The organism is Streptomyces sp. NPDC001816, assembly GCF_042892235.1.
In the GTDB taxonomy this organism is placed as follows: domain Bacteria; phylum Actinomycetota; class Actinomycetes; order Streptomycetales; family Streptomycetaceae; genus Streptomyces.
This window is the reverse complement of sequence record NZ_JBIATY010000001.1, coordinates 174,310-187,679: the sequence shown is the minus strand read 5'-3', so window position 1 is coordinate 187,679 and position 13,370 is coordinate 174,310. Positions and strand designations below refer to the sequence as shown.

Genomic DNA, 13,370 nt, shown 5'->3' with positions numbered 1-13,370 from the left:
CCCAACCCGGTGGCCTACGTCGTCAACCCGCTGGACCTGTACGACCCGGTGGGCCTGGCGCCGTGCCGCAAGGACCACTACACGTGGACCGACGGCGCCAACGGCCGGGGCGGCAGCGTCCGGTACAAGCCGCTGGATCACCTCGGCCGTCCGACCGGTATCTCCGCCTGCATCCGCCGAGAGATGCTCGACACCGGCACCGAAGCGGGCAAGATCACGCCACCCGGCTGGCGCGGCCATGGGACCGCGTTCAACGAGGCCCGCGGCCACCTCCTTGCCGACCGCCTCGGCGGTGCGGGCACGCATCACAACGCCAAGCACAACCTCGTGACCCAGACGCAGCTGCACACCAACTCTCCGTACCAGCGCGACATGATCGAGGACAAGGTGTACAGGGCCGTGGCCAACGAGGACAACGACGAGGTGGTCCAGTACGACGTCACGCCAATAGACGCGGGGACCAATCCCATCCCCATCCGTTTCGAGTACTCCGCGTACGGCAACAAGGGATTCCAGCTGACTGGCTGGCTCGACAACCCTGCCGGCGGGGTGCGTACCGCCATACCGGGGTGGCGGTCCTGACTTGTGTAGAGTCCCCACCCGGCCTTCGCCACTGCTCCCTCCGATCCCGCACGCGACCCTCCAGGAGTGTCCTAGCTCATGGCGCGTACCACCCCGCCCCGCCCGGTAGACGTGGAGGCGGCCTTCCCCGAACTGGCCGCGATGCGCCGGACCGCCACCCGGCTGCACCCCCGGCGTGGCGCCCCCACGGTGCACGACAGCTCGGTCGGTGGCCCGTTGCTGTGGCCCGCCGACGAGCCCTGGCCGGTCTGCACGATCCCGCACAAGCGGGGAAGCGGCTACCGCTACCCCGAAGTGCTGCGCGAGCGGGAGATCCGGGAGCGGGCCCGGCAGCGCAACCCGCGAGGGACGACTCCCGAGGAGGCCCAGGAAATCGCCGGGTTCAAGCGAGGTCGGCACGCGCCCCACCTCGCCGACACGGACCCCATCCCGATGCTCGCCGTGGCCCAGCTGTACCGCCGTGACGTCCCCGCCCTGCCCGACACCGGCGAAGGAGACCTGCTCCAGGTGTTCTGGTGCGGCTTCGAACGGCACGGCGAGTCCCGGTACGAGCCCCATGTACAGCTGCGCTGGCATCACTCGGGCGACATCGGCACGCCGCTGGCCGAGCCCCCCACCCCTGAGGTCATCGGCCGCCCCGAACTCATCCCCTACCAGTGCGTCCTGCATCCCGAGGAGGTCGTCGAGCACCCGTACTTCATGACCCTCGACCCCGCCCTCCAGAACCGCATCGACGCATGGGAGGGACCGGAGGAGGACGAAGGTCCGCAGTACATCTACGACTTGTCCACGGCACCCGGCTGGAAGGTCGGAGGGTACATCTCCTGGCGCCTCACGGGACCGCAGCCACTCGACTGCTCCGTCTGCGGCACGGAACTCTCCCCACTCCTGACGGCGGACGAACGTGAATGGGACCCCGGCACGGCCAGTTGGACCCCGTATGAGGACCAGCAGGACGCCCGTGTCCCGGGCGCCAACGTCCCCACCCGTGTGTCCGTCGGCCGCGGCCGCCTGACCATCGCCCTATGCCCCCGCGACCCGCACCATCCACTGGGACTCGTCAGCCAGTGATACCTGAGTCGACGAAACACAGAGGAAACACCGGGAGCCCCGGCTCATGGCGCGTACCACCCCGCCCCGCCCGGTAGACGTGGAGGCGGCCTTCCCCGAACTGGCCGCGATGCGCCGGACCGCCACCCGGCTGCACCCCCGGCGTGGCGCCCCCACGGTGCACGACAGCTCGGTCGGTGGCCCGTTGCTGTGGCCCGCCGACGAGCCCTGGCCGGTCTGCACGATCCCGCACAAGCGGGGAAGCGGCTACCGCTACCCCGAAGTGACGCGCAAGCGCGAGATCCTGGACCGGGCCCGGCAGCGCGATCCACGATCCGGGCCGAACGCCGAAGAGCGCGAGGAACTCACCGGGTTCAAGCGAGCCCGACACGCCCCACACCTCGCCGACACAAACCCCATCCCCCTGCTCGCCGTGGCCCAGTTGTACCGCCGTGACGTCCCCGACCTGCCCTGGACCGGGGAGGACGACCTGCTCCAGGTGTTCTGGTGCGGCTTCGAACGGCACGGCGACACCCGCCACGACCTCCACGTACAGCTTCGCTGGCGCCGTTCCGCGGACGTCGGCACACCACTGACCGAGCAGCCGGCCCCCGAGGTCGTCGGTCGCGAAGAACTCGTCCCGAATCCCTGTGTGCTGCACCCCGAGGAGGTTGTCGAGCACCCCTACTTGATGACCCTCGACCTCGAGCTGCAGGATCGCATCGCGGTGTGGGCAGGACCGGAGGACGGAGGCGACCGGTACATCTCGGACTTGTCCACGGCTCCTGGCTGGAAGACCGGCGGCTACATCGCCTGGAACCTCACCGGCCCGCGACCGCTGCTCTGCTCCACCTGCGGTACGGAACTCACCCCGCTCCTGACGGCTGCTCAGTATGAATGGGATCCCAGCACCACCAGCTGGATCCCGTTCGAGGACCAGCACGACTCAGGCACCCTGTGGCCAACGACCCCACGGAGGTCTCGCCGGGCCGCGGCACGTTGACGATCGCCGTATGTCCCCGCGACCGGCAGCATCCACTTGGGCTCGTCAGCCAGTGAACGGGCGATAAGCGCAGGTCAAGAGCCCTTTGCGGCAGGCTCCAGGATCGCCACGCACTCCACATGATGCGTCATCGGAAACAGATCGAACGCCCGAAGCGTCCGCACCCGGTACCCGCCCTCGCGGAAGTACGCCAGATCCCGGGCCAGCGCAGCGGGATCGCAGGCGACGTAGGCGATGCGGCGGGCGCGGAGGGAGGAGAGGTGTTCGACCGTCTTGCGGCCGGCGCCGGCGCGGGGCGGGTCGAGGACGATGAGGTCGACCTCGGTGATGCCGGTGCGCGGCAGGACCGACTCGACCTTGCCCTGTTCGATGCGGACCCGGGGGAAGTCGGCCAGGTTGTGGCGCGCGTCCTCGACCGCGCGCTTGCCGGACTCGATGCCCAGGACCGCGCCCTTCTCGCCGAGGCGGTCGGCCAGGGCGCCGGCGAAGAGGCCCACGCCGCAGTAGAGGTCCAGGGCCATCTCGCCCTTGCGGGGCAGCAGGCCCTGCATGACCGCCGTCACCAGGGTGTCCGCCGCCTTCGGGTGGACCTGCCAGAAGCCGCCGCTGCCGACCCGGTGGGTGCGGCCGTCGGCGCGCTCGCGGACGAAGGGGCGGCCGTGGACGCGGTGCACGCCGCCGTCCTTCTCGTCGACCCGCATCACCGACACCGGCTTGTCCAGTTCGACGATCGGGAGGCGGGCGCCGGGCCTCGGGGTCAGGATCACCTGGCGGTCCTGCGAGCCGGTCGCCGCGATCGCCTCCACCGACTCCATGCCGGTCCAGTCGCGCTTTTCGATGCCCAGTTCGGTCACACCGGCAGCGGCGATCATGCAGTGGTCGATCCGCTCGACCTCGTGCGAGCGGTGGCGGCGCAGGCCCGCGTGGCCCTCGGTGTCGACCGCGTACTGCACGCGCGTCCGCCACTGCGGGACCTGACCCGCCGGGAGCTTGTCGCCCTCGGCCGGCATCACCGTGCCGTCCCAGCCCGCCTCCTCGGGCGTGAGGCCCGCGAGCCGCTGGAGCTGCTCGGCGATCACCTCGCCCTTCAGCCGGCGCTGGGCGCCCGGCTTGGCGTGCTGCCAGTCGCAGCCGCCGCAGCGGCCGGGGCCGGCGAAGGGGCAGGGAGCCTCGACGCGGTCCTTGGAGGCCTCCAGGATCTCGACGGCGTCCGCCCGCAGGAAGCGCGCGCCCTCCTCGCCCTCGGTCACCCGGGCCACCACCCGCTCGCCGGGCAGCCCGTGCCGGACGAACAGCACCTGGCCCTCGGAGGTACGGGCGATGCAGTGGCCGCCGTGGGCGACGGGGCCGATCTCGACCTCGTACTCCTCGCCCACCAGAGACTTGGTCGGTTCTGCCTGCATGGTGGGGTGACTCCAGATCGGGAAGGACTTCGGGGAGGAAAAGGAAGCGGCCGTAGCCGGTGGGTCTGACAACAGCCCACCAGTCTACGGCCTTCCTTTGACGCCAAAGGACGCTCAGTCCTTGACCGCCGGCTCCTTCGGCCGCTCCGCCGCCGGACCACGCCGCACCGCGCCCGGTGCGTTCCACTCCTGCCGCTTGCGGGCGCGCAGCTTGGCCGCCTCGGAGGAGGCCAGCTGGTAGGGGACGGAGGTCACCATCACGCCGGGCGTGAACAGCAGGCGGCCCTTCAGGCGCAGGGCGCTCTGGTTGTGCAGCAGATGCTCGTACCAGTGGCCGACCACGTACTCGGGGATGATCACGGAGACCGCGTCGCGCGGGGACTCCTTGCGCAGGCCCTTGACGTACTCGATGATCGGCCGCGTGATCTCGCGGTACGGCGAGTCGAGGACCTTCAGCGGTACGTCGATGCCGCGCCGCTCCCACTCCTCCTGCAGCGCCTTGGTCTCCGCCGGGTCGACGTTGACGGTGAGCGCCTCAAGCGTGTCCGAGCGCATCAGCTTGGCGTAGGCCAGGGCCCGCAGGGTGGGGCGGTGGATCTTGGAGATGAGGACGACCGAGTGGACGCGGGAGGGGCGGACACTGTCGTCGGTCGGGCCCTCGGGGGCCGCGATCTCCTCGGCGACGCGGTCGTAGTGCTTCCGGATCACGGTCATCGTCGCGTAGAAGATGCACATGCCGAGCAGGGCCACCCAGGCGCCGTGCGTGAACTTCGTGACCAGGACGACGACCAGCACCAGGCCGGTGAAGAAGGCGCCGAACGCGTTGATCGCGCGGGAGCGGACCATGTGGCGGCGCTTGGCCTGGTCGCGCTCCGTCGCCAGGTGGCGGTTCCAGTGCCTGACCATGCCGGTCTGGCTGAGCGTGAAGGACACGAACACGCCGACGATGTACAGCTGGATCAGGCGCGTGGAGTCGGCGCCGTAGATGACCGTCAGCAGGGCCGCCGCGCCGGCGAGCAGCACGATGCCGTTGGAGAAGGCGAGGCGGTCGCCGCGGGTGTGCAGCTGGCGCGGCAGGTAGCGGTCCTGGGCGAGGATCGAGCCGAGCAGCGGGAAGCCGTTGTACGCCGTGTTGGCCGCCAGGAACAGGACCAGGGCGGTGGCCGCCGCGAGCACGATGAACAGGAAGCTGCCCTTGCCGAACACCGCCTCGGCGACCTGGGAGATCACCGGGTTCTGGACGTAGCCCGAGCCGAGCGCGACGCCGTTGTGGATCAGGTCGGTGGCCGGGTTCTCGGCCATGCGGACCTTGGTCACCATGGCGAGCGCGATGATGCCGCAGAACATGGTCACAGCCAGCAGGCCCATCATCGCCAGCGTGGTCGCCGCGTTCTTCGACTTGGGCTTGCGGAAGGCCGGGACGCCGTTGGAGATGGCCTCCACACCTGTGAGAGCGGCGCAGCCGGAGGAGAAGGCGCGCAGCAGCAGGAAGACGAGGGCGAAGCCCGCGAGGCCCTGGTGTTCGGCCTTGATGTGGTAGTCGGCGGTGGGCGCCAGCATGGTGTCGCCGAGGACCAGGCCCCGGAACGCGCCCCACGCGATCATGATGAAGACGCCGCCGACGAAGACGTACGTCGGGATCGCGAAGAGCTTGCCCGACTCCTTCACGCCGCGCAGGTTCATCAGCGTCAGCAGGACGATCACGGCGACGGCGCAGAGCACCTTGTGCTGCACCACGAAGGGGACCGCCGAGCCGAGGTTCTCGATGCCGGAGGCGATCGAGACGGCGACGGTCAGGACGTAGTCGACGAGGAGCGCGCTCGCGACGGTGAGGCCGGCCTTGGAGCCGAGGTTGGTGGTGGCGACCTCGTAGTCACCGCCGCCGCTCGGGTAGGCGTGGACGTTCTGCCGGTACGAGGCGACGACCGTGAACATCAGCACGACGACCGCGACCGCGATCCAGGGGCTGAAGTGGTAGGCCGACACGCCCGCGATGGACAGGACCAGCAGGACCTCCCCCGGCGCGTAGGCGACGGAGGACAGCGGGTCGGAGGCGAAGACGGGGAGTGCGATGCGCTTCGGCAGGAGCGTTTCGCCCAGCCGGTCACTGCGCAGTGCGCGCCCGATCAGGATCCGTTTGGGCACGTCGGTCAGTTTGGACACGACAGAGGATGGTAGGCCTTCGAACAGGCAGCCGCCCACCCGGCATCCCGGTTCTGCCTCATGAGTGAAATCACGGGCGCACGGAAGTGCGGATTCCGTGGTTCGCAAGCCCTCCGTGTCTAGATGGCAGACCCCGCCTGTCATCGCACTTCGGAGGTCCCATGCCCGCGACCGCAGAGCTGATCGGGGCCACGGTCGCCCTGGTGGGCCTCGGAATCCTGACCCTGTTCAGCGTGCGCAGCATCACTCGCCGGTCGGCGCCGTCGGCCACCCGCAGGTGAGGGACGCCGGATGGCAGTCACCAGATGATCACATTCGGTGATCGCGGGAAACCTGGGCACAGGGGTGCCCGCCCCGAACCACTCGTGTGTAGCTTTGGGCGTCGGTCTGAGACCCTGATGCTGAGCAGTAACTTTTGGACACCGGAAGGACGGTCGTGCACATCGTCATCATGGGCTGCGGAAGAGTGGGTTCCGCTCTTGCCCAGACCCTGGAACAACGGGGACACACGGTCGCCGTGATCGACCAGGACCCCACCGCCTTCCGCCGACTGGGCCCCGGGTTCGGTGGCCGCCGGGTCACCGGAGTCGGCTTCGACCAGGACACCCTGCGCGAGGCGGGCATCGAGGAGGCCGGCGCCTTCGCCGCCGTCTCCAGCGGCGACAACTCCAACATCATCTCCGCGCGCGTCGCCCGCGAGATGTTCGGCGTGGAGAACGTGGCCGCCCGTATCTACGACCCGCGCCGTGCCGAGGTCTACCAGCGCCTGGGCATCCCCACCGTGGCCACGGTCCGCTGGACGGCCGACCAGATGCTGCGCCGTCTGCTGCCCTCGGGCGCCGAGCCCCTGTGGCGCGACCCCACCGGCGGCGTCCAGCTCGCCGAGGTGCACGCCTCCCCGAAGTGGGTCGGCCACAAGATCAGCAAGCTGCAGGAGGAGACGGGCGTCCGCGTGGCGTTCCTGACCCGCCTGGGCGAGGCCATCCTGCCCACCTCGCAGACGGTGCTGCAGGAGGGCGACCTCGTCCACGTGATGATGCGGGCGGACGACGTCGACAAGGTCGAAGCGGCATTCGCCGCGGGCCCGGAAGAGGAGGGCGGTCACTGATGAGGGTCGCCATTGCCGGAGCCGGCGCCGTCGGCCGCTCGATCGCGGGCGAGCTGCTGGAGAACGGCCACGAGGTCCTGCTCATCGACAAGGCACCGACCGCCATCTCGGTGGAGCGGGTGCCGCAGGCGGAGTGGCTGCTGGCCGACGCCTGTGAGATCACGTCCCTGGACGAGGCGGCGCTGCAGCGCTGCAACGTGGTGATCGCCGCGACCGGCGACGACAAGGTCAACCTGGTCATCTCGCTGCTCGCGAAGACGGAGTACGGCGTTCCGCGCGTCGTCGCCCGGGTGAACAACCCCAAGAACGAGTGGCTGTTCAACGAGGCCTGGGGCGTCGACGTGGCCGTGTCCACGCCGCGCCTGATGTCCGCCCTGGTCGAGGAGGCGGTGAGCGTCGGCGACCTGGTCCGTCTGCTCCGCTTCAGCCACGGCGACGCCAACCTCGTCGAGCTGACCCTTCCGGAGGAGTCGGCCCTGGCCGGCACCCAGGTCGGCGACGTGGAGTGGCCGCAGGACACCTCGCTGGTCACGATCATCCGCGGCACCCGCGTCCTGACCCCGTCCAAGGAGGACTCCCTGGAGCCGGGCGACGAACTCCTCTTCGTGGCCGCCCAGGCCCGGGAGGAGCAGCTGGAGGAGCTGCTGTCGGTGCGGCGCGAGAGCTGAACCCACGCGGGAGCTGAACCCATGAGAAAGGGCGCCCTGGAAACCCAGGGCGCCCTTTCTCGTCGTACGACGGCCGGCTACGCGTCCCGGCGGTGCCGTCCGCCCGTGGACTCGCCGCCCTCGGCGGCCAGCGCGGCCTTGCGCTCCTGCTCGGCCTTCTCCTCCGCCTCCATCTCCGCGAACACGTCGATCGGCGCGGGCGCCTTCGCGAGGAAGACCCAGGTGAGCCAGACCGCCAGCAGGAACGGCGGGATCTTCAGGGCGACCAGCACCCAGCCGAGCTGGGCCGTGTTGGCCCACCAGTACAGCGGGAAGAGAATCGCGCACTTGCCGAGCAGGATCAGGCCCCAGGCCCAACTGGCCTTCGCATAGGCCTTCTTGCGGCCGGGATTGCGGGTGCGCCAGGAGAGGTTCTCCTTGAAGATCGGGCCGAGGATGAGACCGATCAGGGGGACACCGGCGAGGGTCGTGATGATGTAGGCCAGCGCCATGCCCAGCGTGTAGAGCATGCCGGGGAGGTAGAAGTCCTTGGCGTTGCCCGTGAACATCGCGAACAGGACGCCGAAGCCTACGCCGAAGACACCGCTGAAGGCGTGCTTGACGGTGTCCTTGAGGGCCAGCCGGACCACGACCAGCACCAGGGACAGGGCCAGCGCGGCGATCGCCGAGACGTGCAGGTCCTTGTTGACCGTGAAGATCGCGACGAAGAGGAGACCGGGCAGGACCGTCTCGACCATGCCGCGGACGCCGCCGAACGCCTCGAACAGGGCGGCCTCGGTGACCGCGCGGGCATCGTCCGACTGAGTCTGTTCGGTGTCTTCGGTCCGCTTGTCGAGGGACGTCACCGGCTACTCCCGTCCGAGGGGTCGCAGTTCGTATTTCGGGTTGAACAGCACCCGGCGGCCCCGGCTCATGGAGATCCGGCCCGATGCGATCAGCTTGCGCCCCGGTTCTATGCCGACGATGGAGCGCCTGCCGAGCCACACCACGTCCAGCGCGGCCGAGCCGTCGAACAGCTCGGCCTCCAGGGCCGGGACTCCGGCGCGCGGCCGCAGGGTGACCGTGCGCAAGGTACCAGTTACGGTGACGATCTCGCGGTCCAGGCAGTCACCGATACGGGTGCATCCCGCGGTCTCGGCGTCTTCCCGCAGCTCCTCGGACTCCAGATCCTCCTGCGAGGTGGAGAGCCGGTCGAGCATCCGCCGGAACCGGCCGGCCGGCTTTGGGGAACGAGGAACAGCAGTCATATCTGAAGCGTACCGGGGCCCACCGACACCGCCGTAGCGCAGCTCACCTCTCGAACCGGTACCCCATCCCCGGCTCCGTAAGGAAGTGCTTCGGGTGTGACGGGTCCGTCTCCAACTTTCTGCGCAGCTGGGCCATGTAGACGCGCAGGTAGTTGGTCTCCGTCCCGTACGACGGCCCCCACACCTCCTGCAGCAGCTGCTTCTGGCTGACCAGGCGGCCGGTGTTGCGGACCAGCACCTCCAGCAGGTGCCACTCGGTCGGGGTGAGCCGGACGTCCTTGCCGGAGCGGTTGACCTTCTTCGCGGCCAGGTCGACGGTGAAGCCCTCGGTCTCCACGGTCGTCACGTCGTCGTCGCCCGGCCCGACCGGCTCGGCCCGGCGTACGGCGGCCCGCAGCCGGGCCAGCAGCTCGTCCATGCCGAAGGGCTTGGTGACGTAGTCGTCGGCGCCCGCGTCCAGCGCCTCGACCTTCTCGTCCGAGGAGTGGCGGGCGGACAGGACCAGGATCGGGACACGCGTCCAGCCGCGCAGCCCCTTGATCACCTCGACGCCGTCCATGTCCGGCAGGCCCAGGTCGAGGACGACCACGTCGGGGTGGCGGGAGGCGGCGAGTTCGAGGGCGGTCCTGCCGTCGGCGGCCGCGTCGACCTCGTACTTGCGCGCCTTGAGGTTGATCACGAGCGCGCGCACGATCTGCGGCTCGTCGTCGACCACGAGCACCCTCGTGGGGGTCTGGGGGGTCCCCCCAGTGGGGCTCAGCATTGGGTCTGCCTTTCTGGTTCTGTGCTGGACTCCCCGAGGGGGAGGGGCTCGGGACGCGATCGTGCCGCACGGAGGCTGAGCACCATCGTGAGCCCGCCGCCCGGCGTGTCCTCGGCGTTCAGGGTGCCGCCCATGGCCTCGGCGAAGCCGCGCGCGACCGCGAGGCCGAGGCCGACCCCGGCGCCGCGCGGGGCGTCGCCGTAGCGCTGGAAGGGCTCGAAGATACGGTCCTTCGCCTCGTCCGGAACACCGGGGCCACGGTCCACGATCCGCACCTCGACGCGGTCGACTATGGCGCTGGCGGACACCAGGACGCGCTCTCCGAGCGGGCTGTACTTGACGGCGTTCTCCACCAGGTTGGCCACCGACCGCTCCAGCAGGCCGGGGTCGACGGCGACCATGGGCAGCGTCTCGGGGATGTCCAGCTCGACGCTGTCCTCGGGTACGCCGCCCAGCGCCATCGGGACCACCTCGTCGACGTCGATCTCGCGGATGAGCGGGGTGACGGTGCCGGTCTGCAGCCGGGACATGTCGAGCAGGTTGCCCACGAGGTGGTCGAGCCGGTCGGCGCCCTCCTCGATGCCCTCCAGCAGCTCCGCCTGGTCCTCCTCGGACCAGGCCACGTCGTCGGAGCGCAGCGAGGAGACGGCGGCCTTGATCGCGGCGAGCGGGGTGCGCAGGTCGTGGCTGACAGCGGCCAGCAGGGCGGTGCGGATGCGGTTGCCCTCGGCGAGCGCCCGGGCCTGGTCGGCCTCCTCCTGGAGGCGCCGGCGGTCCAGCACCAGGACGGCCTGCGCGGCGAACGCGGCGAGCACCCGGCGGTCCTCGGCGGGCAGCACCCGGCCGGTCAGGGCGAGCGCCATGTGGTCGCCGATCGGCATGTCGACGTCGGCGTCCTCGGGCCGCTCCAGGGTGGGCCCGAATCCGGCGCGGCCCGCGCAGGTCCACGGCTCGACGTCGCTCTCCCGTTCCAGCAGGGCGGCGGACTCCATGCCGAAGGTCTCGCGGACCCGCTCCAGCAGCTCCTCCAGGCCGGTCTCGCCGCGCAGCACGTTGCCGGCGAGGAAGGAGAGGATCTCGGACTCCGCGCGCAGCCGGGCGGCCTGGTGGGTGCGCCGGGCGGCGAGGTCCACCACCGAGGCGACCGACACGGCGACCCCGAAGAAGATCGCGATGGCGACGATGTTCTTGGGGTCGGCGACGGTCAGCCGGTGCAGGGGCGGGGTGTAGTAGTAGTTCAGCAGCAGCGAGCCGAGGGCCGCCGAGGCCAGGGCCGGCAGCAGACCGCCGAGCAGGGCCGCGGCGACGGTGACGGCCAGGAACAGCAGCATGTCGTTGGCGAGGCCGAGGCCGACGGTGTTCAGCAGCACCGCCAGGATCGCCGGGCCGGCCAGACCGACCAGCCAGCCCGAGATGATCCGGGTCCGGCCGAGCCGGGCACCTCGGGCCACGGGCAGTCCGCGGCCCTTGGCGACCTCCTCGTGAGTGACGATGTGCACGTCGAGGTCGGGGCCGGACTCCCGGGCGACCGTGGCGCCGACGCCGGGCCCGAAGACGTACTGCCAGGCCTTGCGGCGCGAGGATCCGAGGACGATCTGGGTGGCGTTGACGCCGCGGGCGAAGTCCAGCAGCGCGGCAGGTATGTCGTCGCCGACCACGTGGTGGAAGGTGCCCCCCAGGTCCTCCACGAGGGTGCGCTGGACTGCCAGCTCCTTCGGGGAGGCCGAGGTGAGACCGTCGCTGCGGGCTATGTAGACGGCCATGACCTCGCCGCCTGCGCCCTTCTCGGCGAGCCGTGCGGCGCGCCGGATCAGGGTGCGTCCCTCGGGGCCGCCGGTCAGGCCGACCACGATCCGCTCGCGCGAACCCCAGATCTTCGAGACCCGGTGCTCGGTGCGGTACTCGGTCAGGTACTCGTCGACCCGGTCGGCGACCCACAGCAGCGCCAGCTCACGCAGGGCGGTGAGGTTCCCGGGCCGGAAGTAGTTCGAGAGAGCCGCGTCGACCTTGTCCGGCTTGTAGATGTTGCCGTGCGCCATACGGCGGCGCAGCGCCTCCGGCGACATGTCGACCAGCTCGATCTGGTCGGCCCGCCGTACGACCTCGTCGGGCACCGTCTCCCGCTGCCGCACCCCCGTGATCGACTCCACGACGTCGCCGAGGGACTCCAGGTGCTGGATGTTGACGGTCGAGATCACGTCGATCCCGGCCGCGAGCAGCTCCTCGACGTCCTGCCAGCGCTTGGCGTTGCGGGAGCCGGGGATGTTGGTGTGGGCGAGTTCGTCCACCAGGGCGACGGCGGGGGCCCGGCGCAGCACCGCCTCGACGTCCATCTCGCCGAAGGTGGCGCCCCGGTACTCCAGCTCCCGGCGCGGAATCTGCTCCAGGCCGTGCAGCATCACCTCGGTGCGCGGCCGGGCGTAGTGCTCGACGTAGGCGACCACGCAGTCGGTGCCCCGCTCCACCCGGCGGTGCGCCTCGGACAGCATGGCGTAGGTCTTGCCCACGCCCGGTGCCGCGCCGAGGTAGATCCGAAGCTTGCCGCGTGCCATGGCCCCATTGTCTTCCGGTAACTGCTGCGTACGCAGCGTCGACCTTACGGCCAACGGTGCGGACAAACGGGACGATGGCCCGGTCAACCGGGGTCTTTGACGCAACTCTGATGGCGGCCGGGGCTCTCAGTGCTCGACGATCTCCCCGTCCCGCAGCTCCAGCACCCGGTCGGCGAGGTCGAGCAGGGTCGCGTCGTGCGTGGCGACCAGCGCGGTGGCCCCCTCGCTGCGGACGACGGCCCGCAGCAGCTCCATGACCGCGTGGCCGGTCTCGGCGTCCAGCTGGCCGGTGGGCTCGTCGGCGACGATCAGGGCGGGGCGGTTCGCGAGGGCGCGCGCGATGGCGACGCGCTGCTGCTGGCCGCCGGACAGCTCGCCCGGCCGCTGGGCCGCGTGGTCGGCGAGTCCGACGAGGGAGAGCAGCAGGTCGACGCGTTCCTCGCGCTCGCGCGGGTCGGCCCGGCGCAGCCGCAGCGGTACGCCGACGTTCTCGGCGGCGGTGAGGATCGGGATGAGCCCGAAGGACTGGAAGACGAACCCGATCCGGTCCCGGCGCAGCTCCAGCAGCCCGCCCTCGCCGAGCCCGGCCAGATCCTGCCCGTCGACCTCGACCCGCCCCCGGTCGGGGGTGTCGAGTCCGCCGACGATGTTCAGCAGGGTGGTCTTGCCGGAGCCCGAGCGCCCCTTGAGGGCGACCAGCTCGCCGCGCGGGACCTCGAAGGAGACCCCGCGCAGGGCGTGGACGGCGGCGGCGCCGTGCCCGTACGACTTGTGGACGTCCTCGACGCGCACCATGGTCTCGGTGAGCACCTGACTCACAACGCCTCCCCC

12 protein-coding genes are annotated in these 13,370 nt (G+C 70.5%); 5 read left to right on the top strand and 7 right to left on the bottom strand.

Going from position 1 to position 13,370, the window contains the following annotated elements; all coding sequences use genetic code 11:
• Window positions 1-9: 9 nt before the first annotated feature.
• From ACFYZZ_RS00830 to ACFYZZ_RS00820, 3 genes are all read left to right on the top strand, one after another.
• Window positions 10-582 (top strand): DNA/RNA non-specific endonuclease, encoded by a 573-nt coding sequence (locus ACFYZZ_RS00830; protein WP_389169753.1) that lies wholly within the window; start codon window positions 10-12, stop codon window positions 580-582.
• Between the two features lie 78 nt (window positions 583-660).
• Window positions 661-1,653, top strand: a complete 993-nt coding sequence (locus ACFYZZ_RS00825; RefSeq protein ID WP_389169751.1) for a hypothetical protein — start codon at window positions 661-663, stop codon at window positions 1,651-1,653.
• 46 nt (window positions 1,654-1,699) lie between these two features.
• The gene (locus ACFYZZ_RS00820; RefSeq protein WP_389169749.1) at window positions 1,700-2,635 is read left to right on the top strand and encodes a hypothetical protein; all 936 of its coding nucleotides are present in this window, start codon (window positions 1,700-1,702) and stop codon (window positions 2,633-2,635) included.
• A gap of 74 nt (window positions 2,636-2,709) precedes the next feature.
• On the opposite strand, the gene ACFYZZ_RS00815 is transcribed toward ACFYZZ_RS00820, so the two are convergent.
• Both ACFYZZ_RS00815 and ACFYZZ_RS00810 read right to left on the bottom strand, forming a co-directional pair.
• Window positions 2,710-4,038 carry a class I SAM-dependent RNA methyltransferase gene (locus ACFYZZ_RS00815; protein ID WP_389169746.1) on the bottom strand — a complete coding sequence of 443 codons (1,329 nt, stop codon included), beginning with the start codon at window positions 4,036-4,038 and terminating at the stop codon, window positions 2,710-2,712.
• A gap of 114 nt (window positions 4,039-4,152) precedes the next feature.
• Entirely contained in the window at window positions 4,153-6,201 is a 2,049-nt protein-coding gene (locus tag ACFYZZ_RS00810) for an APC family permease (protein ID WP_389169745.1), read from the bottom strand.
• A gap of 436 nt (window positions 6,202-6,637) precedes the next feature.
• Between ACFYZZ_RS00810 and ACFYZZ_RS00805 the strand changes: the two genes are divergently transcribed.
• Together ACFYZZ_RS00805 and ACFYZZ_RS00800 are read left to right on the top strand one after the other, a co-directional pair.
• Window positions 6,638-7,309 (top strand): potassium channel family protein, encoded by a 672-nt coding sequence (locus ACFYZZ_RS00805; RefSeq protein ID WP_386575848.1) that lies wholly within the window; start codon window positions 6,638-6,640, stop codon window positions 7,307-7,309.
• Window positions 7,309-7,977, top strand: a complete 669-nt coding sequence (locus ACFYZZ_RS00800) for a potassium channel family protein (RefSeq protein ID WP_389169742.1) — start codon at window positions 7,309-7,311, stop codon at window positions 7,975-7,977. The genes ACFYZZ_RS00805 and ACFYZZ_RS00800 overlap by 1 nt, the downstream gene beginning before the upstream one ends.
• 77 nt (window positions 7,978-8,054) lie before the next feature.
• Here the strand turns inward: ACFYZZ_RS00800 and ACFYZZ_RS00795 are convergent, their stop codons facing one another.
• The 5 genes from ACFYZZ_RS00795 to ACFYZZ_RS00775 form a co-directional block, all read right to left on the bottom strand.
• A complete protein-coding gene (locus ACFYZZ_RS00795) occupies window positions 8,055-8,822 on the bottom strand; it encodes a DUF3159 domain-containing protein (RefSeq protein WP_389169739.1) in 768 nt (255 codons plus the stop codon).
• Between the two features lie 3 nt (window positions 8,823-8,825).
• Window positions 8,826-9,224 (bottom strand): OB-fold nucleic acid binding domain-containing protein, encoded by a 399-nt coding sequence (locus tag ACFYZZ_RS00790; RefSeq protein WP_389169737.1) that lies wholly within the window; start codon window positions 9,222-9,224, stop codon window positions 8,826-8,828.
• A gap of 43 nt (window positions 9,225-9,267) precedes the next feature.
• Window positions 9,268-9,987 (bottom strand): response regulator, encoded by a 720-nt coding sequence (locus ACFYZZ_RS00785; RefSeq protein ID WP_389169734.1) that lies wholly within the window; start codon window positions 9,985-9,987, stop codon window positions 9,268-9,270.
• Window positions 9,981-12,539, bottom strand: coding sequence for an ATP-binding protein (locus ACFYZZ_RS00780; protein WP_389169732.1), 2,559 nt, complete (start codon window positions 12,537-12,539; stop codon window positions 9,981-9,983). Before ACFYZZ_RS00780 ends, ACFYZZ_RS00785 begins: the two co-directional genes overlap by 7 nt.
• A gap of 126 nt (window positions 12,540-12,665) precedes the next feature.
• A complete protein-coding gene (locus ACFYZZ_RS00775; protein WP_386575854.1) occupies window positions 12,666-13,358 on the bottom strand; it encodes an ABC transporter ATP-binding protein in 693 nt (230 codons plus the stop codon).
• Window positions 13,359-13,370 lie beyond the last annotated feature (12 nt).